Annotated in this window: 20 protein-coding genes, 1 tRNA gene and 1 pseudogene; 8 read left to right on the plus strand and 14 right to left on the minus strand. The window is 63.2% G+C overall.

The annotated features are described in order from the left end of the window. Positions 1-171 precede the first annotated feature (171 nt). On the plus strand, positions 172-1,941 hold the full coding sequence (locus NUH86_RS13395) for an AMP-dependent synthetase/ligase (RefSeq protein WP_267252141.1): 1,770 nt from the start codon (positions 172-174) through the stop codon (positions 1,939-1,941). A 4-nt stretch (positions 1,942-1,945) separates the two neighbouring features. Here the strand turns inward: NUH86_RS13395 and NUH86_RS13400 are convergent, their stop codons facing one another. From NUH86_RS13400 to NUH86_RS13420, 5 genes are all read right to left on the minus strand, one after another. Next, on the minus strand, positions 1,946-2,362 hold the full coding sequence (locus NUH86_RS13400) for a hypothetical protein (protein ID WP_267249958.1): 417 nt from the start codon (positions 2,360-2,362) through the stop codon (positions 1,946-1,948). A 54-nt stretch (positions 2,363-2,416) separates the two neighbouring features. Beyond that, positions 2,417-3,139, minus strand: a complete 723-nt coding sequence (gene gloB / locus NUH86_RS13405; RefSeq protein WP_267252142.1) for a hydroxyacylglutathione hydrolase — start codon at positions 3,137-3,139, stop codon at positions 2,417-2,419. A 2-nt stretch (positions 3,140-3,141) separates the two neighbouring features. Next, the gene (locus NUH86_RS13410; protein WP_267249959.1) at positions 3,142-3,576 is read right to left on the minus strand and encodes a VOC family protein; all 435 of its coding nucleotides are present in this window, start codon (positions 3,574-3,576) and stop codon (positions 3,142-3,144) included. 112 nt (positions 3,577-3,688) lie between these two features. Beyond that, positions 3,689-4,549 carry a hypothetical protein gene (locus tag NUH86_RS13415; protein ID WP_267249960.1) on the minus strand — a complete coding sequence of 287 codons (861 nt, stop codon included), beginning with the start codon at positions 4,547-4,549 and terminating at the stop codon, positions 3,689-3,691. After that, entirely contained in the window at positions 4,549-5,304 is a 756-nt protein-coding gene (locus NUH86_RS13420; protein ID WP_267249961.1) for an alpha/beta fold hydrolase, read from the minus strand. The genes NUH86_RS13415 and NUH86_RS13420 overlap by 1 nt, the downstream gene beginning before the upstream one ends. A 142-nt stretch (positions 5,305-5,446) precedes the next feature. On the opposite strand from NUH86_RS13420, the gene NUH86_RS13425 reads away from it, so the two are divergent. Continuing rightward, a tRNA-Leu gene (locus NUH86_RS13425) sits at positions 5,447-5,533 on the plus strand. Between the two features lie 160 nt (positions 5,534-5,693). Here NUH86_RS13425 and NUH86_RS13430 read toward each other — a convergent pair. Continuing rightward, complete coding sequence (locus NUH86_RS13430; protein WP_267249962.1) at positions 5,694-5,843, minus strand: hypothetical protein; 150 nt, start codon at positions 5,841-5,843, stop codon at positions 5,694-5,696. Continuing rightward, positions 5,843-6,138 (minus strand): annotated as a pseudogene (locus NUH86_RS24855) (recombinase family protein). Before NUH86_RS24855 ends, NUH86_RS13430 begins: the two are co-directional and overlap by 1 nt. 187 nt (positions 6,139-6,325) lie before the next feature. Between NUH86_RS24855 and NUH86_RS13440 the strand changes: the two are divergent. The 3 genes from NUH86_RS13440 (at position 6,326) to NUH86_RS13450 (ending at position 11,393) form a co-directional block, all read left to right on the plus strand. Further along, complete coding sequence (locus tag NUH86_RS13440) at positions 6,326-8,371, plus strand: TonB-dependent receptor (protein ID WP_267249964.1); 2,046 nt, start codon at positions 6,326-6,328, stop codon at positions 8,369-8,371. Between the two features lie 36 nt (positions 8,372-8,407). Continuing rightward, positions 8,408-10,570: a TonB-dependent receptor gene (locus NUH86_RS13445; RefSeq protein ID WP_267249965.1), complete on the plus strand. Its 2,163-nt coding sequence runs from the start codon at positions 8,408-8,410 to the stop codon at positions 10,568-10,570. A 70-nt stretch (positions 10,571-10,640) separates the two neighbouring features. Continuing rightward, positions 10,641-11,393, plus strand: coding sequence for an SIMPL domain-containing protein (locus NUH86_RS13450; RefSeq protein WP_267249966.1), 753 nt, complete (start codon positions 10,641-10,643; stop codon positions 11,391-11,393). A 446-nt stretch (positions 11,394-11,839) separates the two neighbouring features. Here NUH86_RS13450 and NUH86_RS13455 read toward each other — a convergent pair whose 3' ends face one another. Genes NUH86_RS13455 through NUH86_RS13480 form a run of 6 tightly spaced genes read right to left on the minus strand, consistent with a single transcriptional unit; the run spans position 11,840 to position 15,897 of the window. Then, positions 11,840-12,220 carry a DUF736 domain-containing protein gene (locus tag NUH86_RS13455; RefSeq protein ID WP_323748989.1) on the minus strand — a complete coding sequence of 127 codons (381 nt, stop codon included), beginning with the start codon at positions 12,218-12,220 and terminating at the stop codon, positions 11,840-11,842. Between the two features lie 2 nt (positions 12,221-12,222). Then, a complete protein-coding gene (locus NUH86_RS13460; RefSeq protein ID WP_267249967.1) occupies positions 12,223-12,441 on the minus strand; it encodes a DUF2274 domain-containing protein in 219 nt (72 codons plus the stop codon). A gap of 14 nt (positions 12,442-12,455) precedes the next feature. Further along, a complete protein-coding gene (locus tag NUH86_RS13465; RefSeq protein WP_267249968.1) occupies positions 12,456-13,769 on the minus strand; it encodes a TrbI/VirB10 family protein in 1,314 nt (437 codons plus the stop codon). Next, a complete protein-coding gene (gene trbG / locus NUH86_RS13470) occupies positions 13,766-14,734 on the minus strand; it encodes a P-type conjugative transfer protein TrbG (RefSeq protein WP_267249969.1) in 969 nt (322 codons plus the stop codon). The genes NUH86_RS13465 and trbG overlap by 4 nt, the downstream gene beginning before the upstream one ends. Continuing rightward, the gene (gene trbF / locus NUH86_RS13475) at positions 14,731-15,579 is read right to left on the minus strand and encodes a conjugal transfer protein TrbF (RefSeq protein WP_267249970.1); all 849 of its coding nucleotides are present in this window, start codon (positions 15,577-15,579) and stop codon (positions 14,731-14,733) included. Before trbF ends, trbG begins: the two co-directional genes overlap by 4 nt. A 6-nt stretch (positions 15,580-15,585) precedes the next feature. Beyond that, positions 15,586-15,897 (minus strand): hypothetical protein, encoded by a 312-nt coding sequence (locus NUH86_RS13480; protein ID WP_267249971.1) that lies wholly within the window; start codon positions 15,895-15,897, stop codon positions 15,586-15,588. A 131-nt stretch (positions 15,898-16,028) separates the two neighbouring features. On the opposite strand from NUH86_RS13480, the gene istA reads away from it, so the two are divergent. Both istA and istB read left to right on the plus strand, forming a co-directional pair. After that, positions 16,029-17,540, plus strand: a complete 1,512-nt coding sequence (gene istA / locus NUH86_RS13485; protein ID WP_267249972.1) for an IS21 family transposase — start codon at positions 16,029-16,031, stop codon at positions 17,538-17,540. Beyond that, positions 17,527-18,261 carry an IS21-like element helper ATPase IstB gene (istB, locus tag NUH86_RS13490; RefSeq protein WP_267249973.1) on the plus strand — a complete coding sequence of 245 codons (735 nt, stop codon included), beginning with the start codon at positions 17,527-17,529 and terminating at the stop codon, positions 18,259-18,261. Before istA ends, istB begins: the two co-directional genes overlap by 14 nt. A 538-nt stretch (positions 18,262-18,799) precedes the next feature. Here the strand turns inward: istB and NUH86_RS13495 are convergent. Then, entirely contained in the window at positions 18,800-19,684 is an 885-nt protein-coding gene (locus tag NUH86_RS13495) for a LysR family transcriptional regulator (protein ID WP_267249974.1), read from the minus strand. Between the two features lie 108 nt (positions 19,685-19,792). Between NUH86_RS13495 and NUH86_RS13500 the strand changes: the two genes are divergently transcribed. After that, positions 19,793-20,992 carry an MFS transporter gene (locus NUH86_RS13500; RefSeq protein ID WP_267249975.1) on the plus strand — a complete coding sequence of 400 codons (1,200 nt, stop codon included), beginning with the start codon at positions 19,793-19,795 and terminating at the stop codon, positions 20,990-20,992. Positions 20,993-21,118 lie beyond the last annotated feature (126 nt).

Consider the following 21,118-nt stretch of genomic DNA (forward strand, 5'->3'; position numbering starts at 1 on the left):
GAAAGCGGTCATCCCGGCTTTCGCGGGGATGACGGAAATGATGTCCGCCCCGCCCAAAGCGAATCTCAGGAAATCCGCTAAAAATCATGGCCGTTACGGCATGGCGGGGTTATAGCCTGCCGAACAGCGCCGGAGACGCGCCGCGAGTGAGGAGATGCCGTTTTGAAGGCGATGGAGCGTTTTCCCAATCTGGTGACCATGTTCTTCGCCAACGCCAAGGCGATGGGCGACGCCCCTTTCCTCTGGCGCAAGGCCGCCGGCCAGTGGCAATCGCTGAGCTGGACCGAGGTCGCCCATGAGGTCGCCGCGCTCGCCAGCGCGTTGCAGGCCCAGGGGCTGAAACCGGGCGACCCGGTGATGCTGGTCAGCGAGAACCGGCCGGAATTCTGCATCGCGGACCTTGCCATCATGGCGGCGGGATGCGTCACGGTGCCGACCTATACCACCAACACCACCCGCGACCACCAGCATATCCTGACCGACAGCGGCGCCCGCGCCGTCATCGTCTCCACCGCGAAGCTGGCGCAGAATCTGATGCCCGCCGTGCTGCGGTCCCAGGCCAGCCTGGTGATCGGCATGGAGCCGTTGCGCGGCATGCAAAGCCATGTCGCCTGCCATCTGTGGAGCGACCTGATCGCCCATTATCCCACCGACATCGACGCTTGCGCCGCCAGCCAGAAGGCGGGACGCGACGATCTGGCCTGCATCATCTACACCAGCGGCACCGGCGGCGCGCCGCGCGGGGTGATGCAGCATCATGGCTCCATCCTCTGCAATATCGAGGGCGCCAATCAATTGCTGGAGGAGGATTTCGGACGGGGCCAGGAAGTGTTCCTGTCCTTCCTGCCGCTGTCCCACGCCTATGAACATAGCGGCGGCCAGTTCCTGCCGATCATGATCGCGGGGCAGATCTATTATGCGGAGGGGCTGGAAAAGCTCGCCAGCAATATAGAGGAAGCGCGGCCGACAATCATGGTCGTCGTCCCCCGCCTGTTCGAAGTGCTGCGCGCGCGCATCATCAAGTCGATCGAGAAGCAGGGCAAATTCCCCGCCTATCTGCTGAACCAGGCGCTGCGCATCGCGGCGAAGGAACAGCGGGGGCGCAAATCGCTGCTCGACCTGCCGATGAAGGCTCTGCTGGCGCGCACGCTGAAGCCCAAGATCGCGGCGCGCTTCGGCGGGCGCATGAAGGCGCTGGTATCCGGGGGCGCGCCGCTCAACCCCGATGTCGGCCTGTTCTTCGACGCGATGGGGCTGACGCTGCTGCAGGGCTATGGCCAGACGGAGGCGGGACCGGTGATCAGTTGCAATCGCCCGCGCGCGGGGATCGCCATGGATACGGTCGGCCCGCCGCTGGACGGGGTGGAAGTCCGGATCGCGGAGGATGGCGAGATTCTGGTGCGCGGCGAACTGGTGATGCACGGCTATTGGCGCAATCCGGCGGAAACGGAGAAGGCGCTGCAAAATGGCTGGCTGCACACCGGCGACATCGGGGAGATCGACGCGCGCGGCCGCATCCGCATCACCGACCGCAAGAAGGATCTGATCGTCAACGACAAAGGCGACAATGTCTCGCCCCAGAAGGTGGAAGGGATGCTGACGCTGCAGCCGGAGATCGGGCAGGCGATGGTCCATGGCGACCGCCGCCCGCATCTGGTGGGGCTGTTGGTGCCGGATGCCGAATGGACGCGGGAATGGGCAGAGGCGCAGGGGCGGACGGTCGAGGGAATTGACGCCGACCCCGCCTATCAGGCTGCATTGCGCGCAGCGGTCGACCGGGTGAATGACGATCTGTCGGTGATGGAACGGGTGCGGCGCTTCATCCTGGCGGACGAGCCCTTCACCATCGAGAATAGCGAAATGACGCCATCGATGAAGATCCGCCGCCATGTCATCCGCGCCCGCTATCAGGAACGGCTGGACGCGCTGTATAAAGGGTAGCGCCCTATTTCCCCGGCGAGCGGTAGGGCGTGAAATCGCCCAGCGCGCAACTTCCCGTCACCATGCCGGTCATGAGGTCCGCGCTGGTCGCCATATCGCCACGGCAATATTGCGATCCCCAGGTCCTGATGATCAGCGTGTCGCCCCGCGACAGGCCGGAACAACTGCCGATCAGGTCGTTGCGATAGACCAGCCGCCGGCTGACCCGGTAGAGCAGCACGTTGTTGCTGATCGCCGTCAGATTGGCCTGGGACACGCGATTGACGCAACTGGTCTTTTCGCCCGCGACCTTGCCGGCCAGGGCGCGTTCCAGTTCGCTGGTCTGCTTTTCCGTCAGCCTGGGCGGTTCATGGCTGCCCGAACATCCGGCCAGCAACAGCGGGGCGAGACATAATCCGGAACGCGACATCCATCGACGCATGACACCTCTCCTCATTCGCCCCGCTGAAAAGACGCAGACCCGGCGCGAAAACCGTCACGCCGCGTCCTTGGCGGCGCGCCGTTCGGCCAGTTGCGCAACGTCGCGCGCCCGCATGAAGATATTGGTCGCGCGCTCCAGCCCGATGCTGGTCGGCACCGTGGCTTCCCCCCGCGCCCGCGCCGCGTCGACCGCCGCCATGCGGGTGCGCAAGGCGGCATTGTCGGGTTCCACCGTCAGCGCGAAACGGCCGTTGGATTGGGTATATTCATGCGCGCAATAGACGGTCGTATCGTCCGGCATGGCGGCGAAACGCTGCATATTGGCGAACATCTGGGCCGCCGTCCCTTCGAACAAACGGCCGCAGCCCATGGCGAAAAGGGTGTCGCCCACGAACAGCAGTCGATCCTGCGTCAGATGATAGGCGATATGGCCGGCGGTATGGGCGGGCACCTCCAGCACGGCGGCCTGATGATCGCCGATCCGGACGCTGTCCCCTTCCCGCACTATGCGGTCCAGCGTGCCGATCTTCTCCGCCTCCGCCGCGGGGCCGGTGATGATGCAGCCGGTCGCGGCCTTGATCGCCGCATTGCCGCCGACATGGTCGCCATGCCAATGCGTGTTCCAGATCTGGCCGATCTTCCAGCCTCTCCGGCTGGCGGCCTCCAGCACCGGTTCCGCCACGGCGGGATCGACCACCACGGTCTCCCCACTGGCGTCGTCGTGCAGCAGCCAGACATAATTGTCGCTCAGCACCGGGATGCGGACGACTTCCAGCATGCTCACCAAACTCCCACATTGGGCATGGAGGCCCAGGGTTCCGCCGGGTCCAGATGCCCGTCCTGCAACAGTTCGACCGAGATATTGTCGGGCGTGCGCACGAAGGCCATATGGCCTTCGCGCGGCGGGCGGTTGATCGTGATGCCCGCATCCATCAGCCGCTGGCAGGTTTCGTAGATATTCTCGACCCGATAGGCCAGATGCCCGAAATTGCGTCCGCCGCCATAGATTTCGGGCGGCGCGCCGTCCTCGGCGGGCCAGTTGTAGGTCAGTTCGACCTGCGCCTCTTCATCCCCCGGTGCGGCGAGAAAAACCAGGGTGAAGCGCCCCTGCGCATTGTCGACACGCTTCTGCTCCTTCAGGCCGAGCAGCCGGAAAAAGTCGACCGTCCGGTCGATGTCGGTCACGCGAATCATCGTATGCAGATATTTGGGCAAGGCCTCACTCCATTCGTCGCCGCGAAGCGACGGGTCTTCACTGTAAACTCAGGAACGCCCCCAAGATAAGATGCGAGGGGCGGGGAAGAAAGGGGGATGTGGTTCGCGGCGATTATCTGGCGGGGGGTGGCAGGCGGGACAGATTGTCGGCCGCCGCCTTGCCCGCGGGCGATGGCGCCGCCAGCTTCACGGCGCGCTGCCAGGCGGAGCGGGCGATATCCTCCTGATCGGTGAGGATGGCGATATTGCCCTCCTCCAGCGCGACGGAGGCGTCGTCCGGCGACAATTGCACCGCCCGCGCAATATGCGCCTGCGCCAGCTTCATTTCCCCGGCACGGCGGGCCAAAGTGGCCGAGAGCAGCCAGGCCAGCGGATCCCGCGGCACCTGCTCCAGCGCGACATCGAGCGAATCGCGGGCGCCCTTGGCATCGTTCAACGCCACCAGGGCGCGGGCGCGGTCCAGATGGACCTCCCCCTTCTCCACGCCGTCGGGCAGACCCCGCGCCAGCGCCGCGTCGAAATCGTCCCGCGCCTTGGCGGCATCGCCACCGGCCAGCGCGGCATTGCCCGCCTGCGCCCAGAGCCGGCCGCTCTGCATCATTTCGCCGTTGCGTTCAGCCTCGTCAGCCCCCTGTTCGAAGGCGACGATGGCAGGCGCCCAACGTTCGGCGCGGGCATAGGCAAAGCCCATGCAGTTGCGCGCATAGAAGCCGCCGCCATCGATCCGCCATTGCTGCGCGAAGGCGATGCCCTTGTCCGGCGCCTCTACCGCCTGGTCCAGGCAGGCCTGGAACTTCGCGGCATATTTGGCCGGCACGGGGATGCGGCCGTCGCTTGGCGCGGTCGTCGCCGGAGCAGCGGAGGCCGAAGCCGCCGCTTCCGCCCTTTCCTTTCGCTTGCGGTTCATCACCGCCTCGATCTCCGGATCATAGGCTTGCGGCGCCAGCAGCAGCAACGGGAGCAGAAAGGGCATCAGAGGCTGTCCAACAGGCTGGCGACGGTGCGGATCAACAGGGCGATGTCCGGGTCGCGGGAAAGACGATGGTCGCCATCCTTAATCAGCAGCGTCTGCACATCGGATGAACGCAGCCGCTCCGCGATCCGCAGCGCCGTCCGCCAGGGCACGTCGGGGTCTTCCTGCCCGTGCAGCAGCCGCACCGGGCAGTCGATCGCGATCTCCCCCTCCAGCAGCCGGAGCGACTGGCCGGATTCCCAGAAGGCCAGGGTAGTGACATAGGGATCGTCGCCATAGGAGGTCGGCTCCACGATCCGTCCCTCCGTCGCCAGCAGCGCCTTGTCCGCATCGGTAAAGCCCCATTGGGTGAAGTCTGGCGCCGCGGCGATGCCGACCAGCCCCACCACCCGATCCGGCCGGGCGAGCGCGATCAGCAGCGCCAGCCACCCGCCCATGGAAGACCCGACCAGCACGACCGGCCCCTGAGTCAGCGAATCGATCAGCAGCAGCGCATCGTCGCGCCAGCTCGCCAATGTCCCGTCCTCGAACCGGCCCTCGCTCGCGCCATTGCCCGCATAGTCGAGCCGCAGCATCGCCCGGCCCTGGCTCTGCGCCCAGCCATCCAGCGCGACCGCCTTTCCGCCATCCATGTCGGACATGTAGCCGGGCAGGAAGACGATCGTGGGGCCGGTGCCGGTCCGCTGACGATAGGCAAGCCGCAGGCCATTCGGGCAAGCGAAAAAGGCGGGCGGCGCGGCGTCGGGGCGATCCATGCTATTCTCCAGTTCAGCGGCATTGGCCTGAAAAAAGGGCCGTAAAAAGCTCTTGGCCGGGAAACCAGAAAAATCAAAAATAATGCGCCCGCCGTGATTGACAGCCCTCCGGCCAGCGGCTAGTTGCGCGCTCCTACCCCGTGCCCAGATGGCGGAATTGGTAGACGCACCAGCTTCAGGTGCTGGCGATCGCAAGGTCGTGGAGGTTCGAGTCCTCTTCTGGGCACCATATCCCCTTGAAAAACAAGGATTTTCCCGGGGGTTTGGCACAATTTGGCACACTGACCCCCTCGGTGGACGCCTCAGGCCGTTTCAAAATTGCGATCAGCAGAGGTCGCAGCCCTCAGATGAGTTGGCGGATGCGCCAAGAATCGCTGCCTACTGGTTCGTCAGTTTTCGACGAGCTTCGAACCATACAGCGTCGCGGCGCGCGGGCCGCCGCCAAACCCGCCTTTGTCCGTTCGCTGATGCGCTACGAGGCTGGCGAAAATATGAAATGTCAGTTTTTCCACTGCGCTGGCGGTATCCAGTTTTTCCATCAGGCTCTCGAACTGGCTGTCGCCTTGAGTTCGGAAACGATGCTCACAAGATGCGGCAGTGATCCGCCAAGTCGATCGAGACGCCAGACCACAAGGCTGTCGCCGGGGCGCAGGCCTTCTGGGCATGGGCAAGCTCGGCGCTATCGTCACGCTTCCCACTCGCATATTCTTCGTAGATTGTTTCGCAGCCTGCCCGTGCCAGCGCATCCAGTTGAAGGGCTGGGTTCTGGTCGTTTGTCGAGACATGCGCATAGCCGATCCGAATGCCGGCGCTGCCTGCTTCGTTGATAATCATACTCGCCTCCTATGTTGGGGTGACTAGCATCAACGGTCATTCGAGATCGTCCAACAACAAGGGTTCCCAGTCCCACACGAATACTTGCGTCTGATAATCATTCGCACTAAGGGCGGGTTAATGTAGGTTGGTCAAGTGCGGGGGGCATATGAAGTTTCGGCAAGGTCTGCACATTTCGTGCGTCCTCATGGCAATAACGATAGGGGTGGCGGCTCACGCCAACGAGCCCAGCGAAGACCAACAGCGCACCGACATTATCGTTACAGGGCTGCGGGACGGCTACGTGCCGCAGGACAGCTCCGCCGCGAAGGTGGCGCTCCCGCTCCGTGACATCCCCCAGTCCATTGCGGTGGTGCCTGCCGAGGTGCTGCGCGACCAGCGGGCACTCTCGCTACAGGATGCCGTCAGGAATGTGCCCGGCGTCACCCTCGCATCGGGCGACGGACAGCGTGACGAGTTCCGGATACGCGGCTTCACGGCGATCGCCGACCAATTCGTCGACGGCTTCCGGGACGATGCCCTCTATTATCGCGACCTGTCGAACGTGGATCGGGTCGAGGTCATCAAGGGGCCGGCGGCAGTGCTGTATGGCCGGGGATCGTCGGGCGGTCTCATCAATCGCGTGACCAAGAAACCCGATGGCGACATCATCGCCTTCGTCCTCTCGGCGGACTCGTTCGAAAGTTACCGAGGTGAAGTCGATATCGGTCGCTTGGATCAGACGTCGCATGTCGGCTTTCGGCTGACCGGTGCGCTTGAGGACAATGGCAGTTTCCGTGAGCAACAGTTCCTCAAGCGCTTTGCTCTCGCGCCATCGGTGCTGATCGGCGCCGGCCAGGATACCGCCATCCTGATCCAGGCCGACTATGTGAACGATCGCCGTTTGATGGATCTTGGTATACCGGCCCTGAATGGCCGCCCCGTCGATGTGCCGCGTTCTACCTATTATGGGGCGGCCAATGCCCGTGACGCCGATCTCGCGCATTCGGAAGTGCTATCGCAGCGGGTGGCCGTCACCCACCGTTTTTCCGACACGCTCAGCCTGCGGAACGGCTTTAACCATTATCGCTACACGCTGGACCGGCAAAGCACGATCCCTTCGGCGGTAAATGCCGCAGCGCTGACGGTGACGCTGGAACATAGCCGCTTCGACCGCGACGAGGAAGGCTGGTCCAATCAGACCGAGCTTACCCAGAAGCTCAACCTCCTCGGCACGGCGCATACCATCCTCTATGGCTTCGAGATTGCGCATCAGAACAAGGGCAGTCTGCGCTTCGCCGGCCGAACGGTCGCGGTCACGTCGATCTTCGATCCCGTCCTGCCAGTGGTCGATAATGACAGCTTCAACACATTCACCGATAACAGCGTCACGCGCCTCGATACGCGCGGCCTCTATGTGCAGGATCTGATCGACTTCGGGCATGGCATCAAGGCGATGCTGGGCCTACGGCACGACTGGTTCATCCAGAAGACCGACAGGCGTCTGCCGGGCCAAACCGACCTGGCCCGAACGGATCGCAACTGGAGTCCGCGCGCCGGACTGCTATTCCAGCCCGATACGGCCCAATCTTATTATGTCTCGTGGAGCCGCAGCTTCCAGCCTTCGGCCGAGACCTTCGCACTGGCGGCCAACAACACCGATATCGAACCGGAACAGACCACCAACAAGGAAGTCGGCGCGAAATACACGCTGTTCGGAGGCCGGCTGTCGGTGCAGGCGGCCGCCTTCATCCTCCGGCGAACAGGGATCAAGGGTACCGATCCGGTCACGCAGCGTATCGTCCCGATCGGCACGCAGCGGACGCGCGGTATCGAGTTGTCCGCAGCGCTCGACCTGCCGGAGAACATCCGCGCGATCGCGGGCTATGCCCATCTCGACACACGCGTCACGGAGTCCGCGCCCCCCAGCCTCGTGGGCAAGCGCGCCACGCTGACGCCGCTTAATTCCGCGAACCTGTTCGTTACCAAGACAATCGCTGCCCGCTATGGCCTGGGCGGCGGGGTCAATTATGTCGGCGACCGCTGGGCCGACCCAGCCAATACGACGGTCCTCCCATCCTACGTGACGTTCGACGCCCTTGCCTGGGCGCAGCTCGGTCCTGTGCGGCTTCAACTCAACGCCTACAACCTGACCAACAAGCAGTACATCATCGCAGGCCACGGCACCTCGCCGATCCTAAACCTTCCGGGAGCGCCGCGCTCGGTCATCGGCACGGCCCGTTTCAGTTTCTGACTTGATCCAGAGGTGTCTATGATCCGCGCGTACATAATGGCTGCGACCATCGTAGGGGTCACTGCCCCGTCGCACGCGCAGAGCGTTCGGGATCAAGGCGAACAGCATCGCCGCGTAGAGGACGTAAGCGAGCCGTCCAGCGCGGATCGCGGCGACATCATCGTAACCGGTCGCTCTAATGAGATCGTAAAGCCCTATGCTGGAGGGCAGGTCGCGACAGGCGCAAGGCTTGGTCTGTTGGGCGACGTCGAAACGAAAAAGTCTCCCTTCAGCGTTGCGAGCTATACTGAGCAGTTGATCCTTGATCGCCAATCCAACACGGTTTCCAAGGCATTGGAACTGGACCCGTCAATCCGCACGACGCAAGGGGCCGGCTCGCCTTTCGATACCTTCTACATTCGAGGCTTTCCCATCAACGAAGGGACGAGCGGCGAGCTCGCCTATGACGGCGTATTCGGCGTCGGCCCCAGCTTTCGCATTTTCACCGATTATGTGGAGCGGATCGAAGTGCTCAAGGGACCATCGGCCGCTTTGACCGGCGCTTCACCGAATGGGGGGATTGGCGGTGTCGTCAATGTCGTGCCCAAGCGGGCCGAAGACGATCTGACAAGAGCCACCGTCAATTACACATCGGCCCTGCGCTTAGGCACTAAGCTAGACGTCGGGCGGCGCTTTGGCGACCAACGCCAATGGGGCGTCCGGATCGTCGCTAGCATCGCAGACGGCGATACCGCATTCCGCCGTCAGGCGGAGAGAAGCGCAGTCACCATGCTGACGCTCGACCATCAGGGACGTCGTTTACGCGCATCGCTGTCCGTATATGGGCAGATCGATCATATTACTGCACCCTTGCGGCCCTATTCCCTGGCCACTGGTGCTTCTATACCTCAGGCACCGAGTGGGCGCACCAATCTGACCCAGCGTTGGGAATTTTCGAAAATCGATGATCGCGGCGGCCTGTTCAAAGCCGAATATGATCTTAGTCGGGCCGTGACCATATTCGCCAATTTCGGCGGCAAGCGATCGGACGTGAACCGCTATTTCGCTTCGTCGCGCTCGATCCTCAACGCCCAGGGGGATACGATTACGGCCCCCGGCCTCTATGTCGGCAACATCAAGTCCTACGCGGTCGAAACTGGCATCCGGGCAGAGATCGCAACAGGTATCATCCGGCACAAGCTGGCCGCGCAATATTCTTTGTATGACGACGTTTTCCATCGGTACCTATCACCAACAACCACCCCCTATCGGTCAAACATTTATTTGCCCGGTCGCGCCCCCTACATTGCGCCCGCCGATATTGGCCTTAGGCCGCGCCTGTCGGACAGCAGGCTGGAGGGGTTCACCATTGCTGATACCATGATGGCAATGGATGAGCGTATTCTCCTGACAATCGGATTGCGCCGCCAGAACATCAAGGCACAAAATTTCTTAGCCAATGTCGGGACGCTTGCCGCATCCTACGATCGAAGCGCCACGACGCCGGTGGTTGGCCTGGTTGTCCGCCCAAATGAGCAAATCTCCCTCTACGGCAACTACGTCCAAGGATTGAGCCGGGGAGACGTTGCGCCAGCTTTGGCAGCAAATTCGGGAGAGATTCTGGCTCCCTATGTTGCCAAACAGATAGAAGCCGGAGTCAAGTTCGACTTTGGCCAGTTTGGCGGCGCAATCAGCCTTTTCCGCATAACTCGGCCGATCGGGGAACTCAGTTCTGGCGACGCCAATTCGCCCCGAATCTATGCCCAGACAGGTGAACAGCGCGTCAGGGGTGTTGAAGCCAGTGTATATGGCAATCTGACTTCACGCTTGTCTGTAATAGGCGGGGCAACGGTTCTCGACGCCAGCCTCAGCAAGACAGCTCTCACGACCAACATCGGAAATCGGCCTATTGGCGTGCCCAAATTGCAGGTCAACATGGGCGCGGACTGGAAGCCATGGCAGCGGTTTTCAGTGAATAGTTCGATCATCTGGACTGGGCGGCAATTCATCGACACCGCTAACCGCCATGCCTTACCAGCCTGGGCCAGGATGGATGTCGGGTTGGGATATGTTGCTCCGGTTGGGCAGCGTGATATTACTTTAAGAGCGAACGTAAGCAATGTGACGAACAACAAATACTGGACCGGCGTTGCTTCCTTCGGAACATTTTTTCAAGGCAATCCGAGAACACTTTCATTTTCCGCTGCTGTAGAGCTGTAACGGACAATGAATGGCATAGGTAACTTATCTTAGGCCGCCCACACTGCCTGCACCATAATTGGAGACATGTATGCACCGCATTGCCGCCCTTATTCCGATCCTCATACCATCCGCCGCTATCGCGCAATCCGATGATGCCCGCCCCAGGATCGTTGTCACCAGTGCGTCTACGATTCCGAGTTCGCCCGACCGTGCCGTGATCAGTTTCTCCGTCCACGGCGAGGGTGCAACCAGTGACGAGGCCGTGCGCGCCCTCGTCACGAAACGGGACGCGATCGAGAAGGGATTGGCAGGCGTGTTCGGCCGGCCCGACATACGCGCCGCGCAGATAGGGATCGCCGAGGTGCGTGGGCCTGACTGCAATCGCAACATCTACGGCAATCCGCGCCTCTCGACCGGCGAATGCGCAATCATTGGCCATACAGCCGATCTCCAGATGGAGATACGCACCGCAGCGGTGAACGAGGCCGGCACGATGGTGTCGCTGGCGGGACGTCTCGGCGCGACTAACCCCCGCATCGATCGCTTCTTCCTCGCCGAGGACAAGGAGATACGGCGGCGCGGGGTCACGGAGGCGCTGGCCGAAGCGAGGCTTCAGGCGGAAGCTATTGCGCGCGCCTCCGGCGTTAAGCTGGGCGGCGTCCTCAGCGTCTCCAACCTCAGTTTCAACGGCCCAGGCCCGTATGATGAGATCGCCGTCACAGCGCAGCGGGTCAGCGCGCCGCCCCCGCCTCCACCGCCGCCGCCGGTCGCAATCGGACTGAAGCCCCGCGCGATCGAAACGCAGGTGAAAGTACAAGTGGTCTACGCAATTCAACCCTGACGTTACCCGCACCCGGCATGTCAGAAGCCGTCGTTTCTCCGCGTCCGAAAACGCTGGTTTTAGCACCACGCGGGCATCCGCAGCTTCAGTCAGCGCGGGCAGAGGCGGGCTGTGCCGAAAGCGGAGGTTGTAGGTCCGTCCACGGAACGACCGTTTTCTCCCACGCCCCGTCACATAGTGTCGCTGAGATTCTGAAGGTTTGGACGGCATCTGAAATCGCGACACGAGCTACCAGACGCTAGCGGATGTGCCGAGGACGGCCGCCCCGCTGAATCGGGGGATCGCTGCTCATGCGCGCCCACTCGCGAGCAATCTCTGGGAGCCAACGAGGCCTTGCCAGCGCAGCAACGCGCGGTGGCAGTTTTTCAGGACATTGCGATACCATCCGGCAGATGGTGCTTTCAGAATAGCCCAAGAACTTCGATAGCTCCCTGGGCGTCCAGAGCCTATCGTCTTCCATCACCAAGGTTTCTCGCTTGATGATCCCGCTGTTTTCTCTGCGGCCGGCAGGGCTCACCGAAAGTCATAACCAGTTGTGCTGATATCCCTTCGGGGTCGGGAAATAGCGCAGCACTGATCGGGCAAAGCGGATCGTCGATCAGAACGCGCAGGTAATCGCGCGGAGGTTCGGTGCGCGACTGCCGCTCCCAAGCGTCCCCAATCGCTTGCCAACCCATCATGACCCGGAACGCCGGATCGCTATCAGTCACGCGATTGTCACTCGGGACCAGACGGACTTTGCGCTGAATCGTGAGGGTGTGAATTTCGCCCTCCCAACCATCCTGCTTAGACCGTTTAAATCGACCGATGATCCTCCGTCTCATCATGTTCAGGCCTCTGCCACCTTGCGCGCCTTGGCGAACGCGCGGTCACTGGCGAGGAAGGATTCGAGCATCGCGGGGATCAGGTCGGCGACCGTCGCTGCCTTATCCTCATAGGTGGTGCGGTAGAGGGCTAGATAGGCGCGCAAGTCGGCGTCGAGGTCGGGCGTGACGGTGATCCCGATTTTGACCGGCGTGCGGTCGGGGAGCTTGGCGATTTTGAGCATGGGGGCGTCTCCTGTCAGCGCCCGCCCCATTCCCGGAGGACCAGATCCTTGTGAACGATCACGCGGAGCGGCCATCCGGGACGGACGGTGATGGTGGGATGGATGTCGAGGTTCTTCGAGACGATCTGCTGGACCGCCTGATTGGCGGACTGCTGAGTGGACTGGCGGAGCGCCCGTACAAGGTCGCTCTCATCGTCCCCGATCGACAATTCGGTGCCGACGCCGAGCAGCGTCGATAGCGCCACGCCCTTGAGCAAGCGCCAGGTGTGGTGATCCACCTTGTCGGACAGGCCGGCATAGCCTGCCGCGTCGGTGGCGGGCAGATTGTCGATCTGGATCGAACTGCCATCGGGCAGGATAATCCGCTGCCAGACGAGCAGCGCGCGGCTCTGCCCGAACGCCACCACGCTGTCGTAGCTGCCGATCAGTCGGGAGCCTTGCGGAATCAGCAGCGTGCGGCCCGTCACGGTATCGAACACATTCTCCGTCACCTGCGCGACGACCATGCCGGGGAGGTCCGAGTTGAGGCCGGTGAGAAGGCTGGCGGCGATCACGCTGCCGGCCATCACCTGATAGGGCGAGGCCGGAGTCTGGAGCGCATGGGCGTTGTAAATGCCGCCCGATGCCGATTGCCCGACAAAATCCAGCTTGCGCTGCTGGTTGTTCTGGTCGCGCTCGGGGTCCAGCGCCAGCCGGTCTGTTTGAGCTGGTTCGCCTGCCATCGGGGTTGCGCCCGCTGCTTCTGCTTCCGCTGGGGCGGAGACCGCTGCCACCGCGCGGCCGGACGATTGCACCATGACGCCGGCTTCGCGCGCCTGTGCCGCCTGCGCCGCGATGCGCTGGCGCTCGGCTTCGGCCGCCTGTTCCTGCGGCGTCATGCTTGGCGGCATCGCGCTATCGCCGGGTAACCCGCCGCCTGCCTCAAGCTGGCGCTGGCGTTCGAGGATCGGCCGCCCGAGATCACCGGGGAGCGGCGCTCCCAGGATCGGGATTCCGGGCGCGACCTCGCCGTAATTGCCGGGAAGGTTGGCAACCGCATCGGCAGGTGTCTTGCGGTCGCTGATGGCGCGCTCATCGGCGGCGTTGACGATATGAAGCGTCTTCGGCCCCAGCGCCATCCATGCAACGCCTGCGATGGCGAGCGAACTGGCGGCGGCCCCGCCGATGATGACGCCGCGCCGGAAGCGGACGACGCGGCGCGGGGCCGCGCGCAGCATGAGGGTTTCTGGCGGGGCCTTGGATTGCGGCGCAGATTCCGGCACCGGCGCGGTGGGTGCCGTGGGTTCGGGCGCGTCGGGATCGACGGGCGGGTTCGGGGCGGCGCTCATTTGCGGGCCCTCCCGTCCGTGCGGGCGATCCGCACGACCTGCTGCGGCTTCTCGCCAAGGCGAAGCTCCGCCGCCGCGAACAGGCGATCGACGATGTAGTGGTTGCCGCTGACGCGGTAGTTGACCAGTTGCGTGTCACCCAGTGGCCCGACGACGAACAGCGGCGGCGCCTCGCCCTGATCGAGCCGTCCCGGAAACTCGATATAGACCTTCGCGCCGTCGTCCCATGCACGCACCGGCCGCCAAGGCGGACTGTCGCCACTGATCTCATAGCGGAACCTGAGACTGGTGAGCGCGATATTCTCCGCGACCGGCCGCGCCTGCTCGGCACGGGCATTCTGGCCGCGCAAGGCCATCAGCCGGTCCTGCGGATAGGTCCAGCTTATCGCCGCCATCGCGGTGGCGTCGGTGCTTTCGAGCGCGAGGTGATAGGCGCGGCGGTCGGTCGTGATGACCATGTTCGTGACAAGGCCGGCGGCGAAGGGCTTCACCAGGACATGCACGCGCGCCGCATCGCCCGCGCCGCTGGTCGTATCGCCGATGATCCAGCGGACCGTATCGCCGGCCGACACCGCTACCAGCTTCTCACCGGCCTGCAAGGCGATGTCGCTGACCCGCTCAGGGGCGGTGTAAAGCCGGTACAGCGCGCCTTCGGCCCAGGGATAGACCTGCACGGCGTTGATGTAGCCGGCGCTCGATGGCTCGCGCGTCGAGGCCCGGTTCGCGGCTTCTATCCGCGCGATGGGCGCGCGCGTCTCGCCCTTCACCGATGGCGGGGGCTGAAGCTGGCCGGGAAGCGGAAGCGGCACCGGCTGTTCGACGATCTCGACGGGCCGGGGCGGTTCGGCCTCGATTGCGGCGGGCCGGAACTCGGCCGCGTCATAGCTGATCGCGGGCGGCGGGGTCTTGCCCGCACAGGCGGCAAGCGCCAGCGTCGAGGCGCACAGGAACATGGTCCGGGTCATTGTTCGGGTTCTCCTTCATGGGTGGGGATGGCGGGCGCGGCCGGGAGCGGCGCGGCCTCCGGGATGGCCGGCGCGGTCGGTGTTGGCTGCGCAGGTGTGGGCGCTGCGGGCATAGCACCCACCTGAGGCCGTGGCCCGTTCTGGCCCGACGATGAGGGCTGCCCTTCCAGTTCGCGAGCCCAGTCGATCGCATTGACGAACAGGCCTAGCGGGTTCTTGCGCAGCGCATCGGCGGTCTTTGGCGGTCGGAGCATCACGGTCAGCATGGCGGTCCAGCGCTCGGTCTTTGCCAGGCTGCCCCGCTCGTAGATGCTCTCGGTCCATTTGACCTGAAAGCTGGTGTCGGATGCACGCACCACGCTCGTTACCTGCACCGATACGCTGCGCTGGCCGATCCCGGCGAACGGGTCATTGCTGCGGGCATATTCGTTGAGGAAGATCGCCGCGCGATCGCTCGCGAAGTCGTAGGCGTCGAGCCAATTGCGCTTGACCAATACCGGGTCGGTGGAAACGGACCGCACGTTCGATATGAGCCGGCCGAGATGCCATGCGACCTGCCCGTCGGTGGGCTGGTAGTTCTGGATCGCGGGCGCGACTGAACGCGCCTCTCCGAGCCGATCGACCTCCACGACATAGGGCGCGACGCGGCTTTGCATCGACTGCCAGACGTTGGAGCCGATCAACACCCCGGTCAGGCCCAAGCATCCGAAGGCGACGAGCCGCCAGTTCTTTGCCTGCACGCGGGCGGAACCGATGCGCTCGTCCCAGAGCTGGCCCGCGCGTTGGTAGGGGGTTTCAGGCTGCGGGCTGTGCCCATAACGCTGGATGGCTCGTTTGAAGATCATGGACACTTACTCCTTGTCGCTGAGGTTGGGATTGGCGGCGGAACCGGGACGATCGCCGTCCTTGATGGTCTGCATCGCCATGTGGCGGTGATGACGGGCGGTCTGCTGCGCACGCAGGCTGCGCGCCCAGGCGGGCGCACTATCCGGCGCGCCCGCGCCGGAGCCTGAAGCGGCGGAAGCAGCGGGTGCTGGGGAAGTCCGTCCGGCATTCCATGCCGCCTGCTGTCCGCGTTCAGCGCTTTCCCGGAAAGGTGTCGCCACGCGGGATGCGAATGACCGCGCGCCCTGCATCGCCGCGCCGCCCGCTGCGCTCGCCATGCCGCCAAGGCCGGCGCCTGTGAATAAGCCTGCAATGTTGACCCCAGTTTTGGGGTGATGGGCGTCCAAAGTTGACCCCCTGAACGGTTGCGGTTCAGGCTCTTGCACTTTGCTGCGGGAGCGGGTGGGAGATGCTGATCGTGGAGACGGTGGCGCGCATCCGGCGCGAGTTTTTCGTCAAGGGCAAGTCGATCAAGGAGATCGTGCGGGACCTTGGCGTTTCGCGGAACACGGTTCGCAAGGTGCTGCGCTCGGGCGAGACGGCTTTCACATACGAACGCAGCGTGCAGCCCTTGCCGAAGTTGGGGCCTTGGGCCTCCGATCTGAACAAGCTGCTGGAGGCGAACGACCACAAGGTCCGGCGCGAGCGGCTGACGATGGTCAGGGTGTTCGAGGAGTTGCAGGGTCTTGGCTATCGTGGCGGCTATGACGCGGTCCGACGGTATGCGGCAAACTGGCATCGAGAGCGCTCAGCGGTGACAGCGGCGGCCTATGTGCCGCTGAGCTTCGCACCTGGTGAAGCCTACCAGTTCGACTGGAGCCATGAGATCGTCGTCATTGCCGGGGCGACGACCACGGTGAAGGTCGCGCACATGCGGCTTTGCCATAGCCGGATGTTCTACGTGCGGGCTTATCCGCGTGAGAGCCAGGAGATGGTCTTCGATGCTCATGACAAGGCGTTCGCCTTCTTCGGTGGCGCCTGCCAGCGCGGTATTTACGACAACATGAAGACGGCGGTCGACGCGATCTTTGCCGGTCGCGAGCGCCAGTATAACCGCCGCTTCCAACAGATGTGCGGGCATTATCTGGTCGAGCCGGTTGCCTGCACGCCGGCGTCGGGGTGGGAAAAAGGCCAGGTCGAGAATCAGGTGGGCCTGGTGCGCGAACGCTTCTTCACACCCCGGTTGCGGTTCAAGAGCTACGCCGAGATGAACGCATGGCTGGAGGATCGCTGTGTCACGCGGGCGAAGCACGCGGCGCATCCCGAGTTGAAGGACCGGACGGTCTGGGAGGTGTTCGAGACCGCGGACCGTCCCGCCCTGATCGCCTATCGCGGACCCTTCGACGGCTTCCACGCTTTGCCCGCGTCGGTATCGAAGACGCTGTTGGTGCGGTTCGACTATAATAAATACTCGGTACATGCGGCGGCAGCGGGGCGGCCGGTGGATATCCACGCCTATGCCCACCGCATCGTCATCCGGCAGGAAGGCGAGATAGTCGGCGAACATGACCGCCGGTTCGGCCGTGACCAGACGATCTATGATCCCTGGCATTACGTCCCTGTCCTGGCGAGAAAGCCCGGCGCGCTGCGCAACGGCGCACCGTTCAAGGACTGGGCGCTTCCACCCGCAATCGAGCGGGTACGTCGCCGCCTGAGTGGCCATTCTGATGGCGACCGCCAGATGGTCGGCATCCTGACGGCGGTCCTGAGCGATGGGCTTGATGCGGTCGAGGCAGCGTGCGCCGAGGCGCTGATCGGCGGCACCGTCAGCCGCGATGTCGTGCTCAATATCCTGACCCGTCAGCGCCAGCCATCGGCGCCGCTGACCATCGCCACGCCCGAGGCGCTCCGGCTCCGTCACGAGCCCGTCGCCGACTGCGCCCGTTACGATAGCCTGAGGAGGTTCTATGGAACGCCATGAGATACTGGAGATGATGGGGACGCTCAAGCTCGCGGGCATGCGGCACGCCTATGATGAGGTGATCGCCGATGCGGTGAAGCGACAACATAGCCCAAGCCGCGTGGTCGGTGATCTGCTGAAGGCCGAGATCGACGAAAAGCAGGCGCGCTCGATCAAATATCAGATGACGATCGCCAAGCTGCCGCTGGCCAAGGAAATTACGGCGTTCGACTTTGCCGAAACGCCAATCAACGAAGGGCTGGTGCGCGATCTGGCCACCGGCGCCTTCCTGGCCAACCAGCGCAATGCCGTGCTGGTCGGAGGGACCGGGACCGGAAAAACCCACCTTGCCATTGCGATCGGACGCTCCTGTGTGCGCACCGGCGCCAGGGTCAGATATTACAACACCATCGACCTGGTGAACCGGCTCGAAGCTGAAACCCGCGCAGGAAAAGCGGGGCGCATTGCCGATCATCTGTCCCGGCTCGACCTGGTGATCCTCGACGAACTGGGCTATCTGCCGTTCGCGCTGTCTGGCGGTCAGTTGCTGTTCCACCTGGTCAGCCGGCTCTACGAGCAGACCTCGATCATGGTAACCACCAACCTCGCGTTCGGCGAATGGCCCTCGGTGTTCGGCGACGCCAAGATGACCACCGCGCTGCTCGACCGGCTGACGCACCATTGCGATATCATCGAAACCGGCAACGAGAGCTGGCGCTTCAAGAACCGCGAAGCTGCCTGATAGCCCAGGAGAAACGCCATCGGCATGGGGGTGAGCCGGCTCCGGGCTACGCCCTCCGCCGCCTCACCCCCATGCCGACGATCCTGGCGCACTATCAGGGGGTCAATGTTGGGCGCTTATCAGGGGTGAATATCCGGGGCCGATTGACAGTCGATCATCACCAGGGTGTGATCATTCGCGTTAATGAGGGATTTGCCGGGGGTCGGGGTCGCTTTGATGGTCATGTCGGTCTCCAATCGAATGTCGTACACTCGGTTCGTTCCGGTGTGATTGGAGTTGTAGCGGCCCGCATTACTCCTGCGCAGTCCTATAAAACATGGCCCATCGTTCTATTTTATCGAATGATGGGCCATGTTTGGGTACGAACAGTCCACTGGCCTGACAGGTGGCGCAGAGCGCGCGCTCAAACCGGACCGCGCGGTGGAGGTTCATTGCCACGCGAACCGATGTATCGACAGAGAGGGCTGGGAATCTGCGAGAAACTTGATGCAGAGCAATCCCGGCGAAGCCGCTTTAGCGACGCTTTGGCCACTGCCCATCAAATTCGCGTCGGTAACTGGGATATGTATTCGGCGAAAGCATCAAGGAACAGACGCACTTTGGGCGGCGTGAAGCGACGGGTGGGCTGAACGGCCCAGATTCCCCTGTCGGGCACGATCGCCCCCTCGATGTGCACCGGCACCAACCGACCGGCGGTCACGTCCGCTCTTACATTCCATTCGGATAAAGAGACGATACCAAGTCCTTCGATCGCTGCCTGATGCAGGACTTCCAGGCTGTCCGCTACGAAACGGCCGCCGACAGCTTGCCGTACCGCTCGGCCGCCATAATCGAATGACCAATGTGTCGTGCCGGGAACAGTCAGGCATTCGTGATTACCCAGATCGGAAAGCGTTGCCGGCCAGCCGCAGCGGGCTAGATAATCGGGTGATGCATAGAGCGCACGAGGGTTTGCACCCAATCGACGAGCGATCAGTGAATTGTCCCGCAATTCACTCAGCCGCAACGCGATGTCGATGCCTTGCGCGGCTATGTCGACCACTGCATCGCTCAATCGCAATTCGACGCGAGTATGAGGGTTGGCGGCCAGAAAGTCGGCCAGCATGGGCGTAATCACCTTGCGTCCAAACGGTACTGACGCGGTGATCCTGAGCAAACCTGTCGCACCAGCGATGCCGGGCGTCACGGCGGCTATGCCCTCCTCTGCTTGTGCGAGCATGGCTTCGGCATGGGGAAGAAAGGCTTCACCTTCCGGTGTCAATGACAGCGAACGGGTGGTGCGATGGATCAACCGCGTATTCAATTTCGCTTCCAGCGCGGCCAGGCGTCGCGACGCAGCCACGGGTGTCAGGCCAAGGCTGCGTCCGGCGGCGGAGAGACTGCCTTCCCGAACGGCTTCGACGAGCACCAACAGGTCTTTCAATTCTATCATATCCGAAACTGATAAGCCGACTTCACAAATTGCGCCACTTATGCGTCACGGCGAATAGGCTCATACCAATCTGCAGCAATGTTGACGCAGGAGGTTCGAATGACAACGGTGGCGTACGATACAGGCACAATGGCGAAAGGTCAGTTGGGACGAGGGCTGACATTTGCGATGTCGGCAGCGGCCGGCGTGGCGGTCGCCAACATCTATTACAACCAACCGATGCTGGGTATCATCGAACGCGATCTGCCCGGACCTTTGACGTCGCTGGTGCCTACGGCCACGCAGCTCGGCTACGCAGCCGGGCTGTTTCTGCTGGTGCCGCTCGGCGATCGGATTGATCGCAGACGCCTCATTGTCGTCCAGTTCGTCGGTCTTGCGATTGCCCTCGCCATCGCCGCCGTCGCACCTGGGGCCGGCATGGTCATCGCCGCGTCTCTGCTCGTGGGAATCCTGTCCACCGTCGCGCAGCAGATCGTACCCTTCGCTGCGCATCTGGCGACACCGAAGAAGCGAGGCGCGGCGGTCGGCACAGTTATGGCGGGCCTGCTAGGCGGCATCCTGCTCAGCCGTACGCTGGCCGGGTTCGTCGCGACGCACGCCGGTTGGCGCGAAATGTTCTGGCTCGGCGTGCCGATGGCGCTCGGCGCTGGTGCAATAATGGCGGTACGCCTTCCAAGGAGTGCGCCTGTCGCCGGTCCAAGCTATGGCGAGCTGATCCGCTCGCTAGGCGGACTTTGGACCGAGTTCAGCGCGCTCCGCAAGGCGGCGATCACCCAGGCTCTGTTGTTCGGGGCTTTCAGCATATTCTGGACAATCCTGGCGCTGCGGTTGCAGCAGCCGCGCTTCGGTCTGGGGCCTGACGTTGCGGGACTGTTCGGCGTGATCGGCGCCGTCGGTATTCTCGCCGCCCCCGTGGCTGGACGTATTGCAGACAGCCATGGCCCGCGCCTTGTCATTCTTCTCGGTGCCGCGCTAACCCTGTTTTCGTGGCTCATCTTCGGTCTTTGGGGTTCAATCGCCGGTCTTGCAGCAGGCGTAATCTTGCTCGACTTGGGAGTGCAGAGCGCCTTGGTTTCGAACCAGCACGTCGTCTATGCGCTGCGACCGGAGGCGCGTGCTCGTCTCAACACTATATTCATGGGAGCGATGTTCCTCGGCGGCGCAGCCGGCTCTGCTGCGGCGACCTGGGCGTGGAATGCGAACGGCTGGACCGCTGTAGTGATCCTGGGTGCGGCGTTGTCGATGGCAGGTGTGCTGCTTCAGCTCGCTGTCTCCCCCAATAGGGATTACGATAGCTAAGCTGATTGACCGCTATAGCGACGGGGCCGTGATCGCTTTTGCCACTTGTATGAAGGATTCAACGGAGGTGGAACCTGACCCGCGACCCCATATGGTGGGCATGCTGCGAAACCTGCGTGTTTTGCA

Origin of the sequence: Sphingobium sp. JS3065 (assembly GCF_026427355.1) — a bacterium.
Classification (GTDB): Bacteria; Pseudomonadota; Alphaproteobacteria; order Sphingomonadales; family Sphingomonadaceae; genus Sphingobium.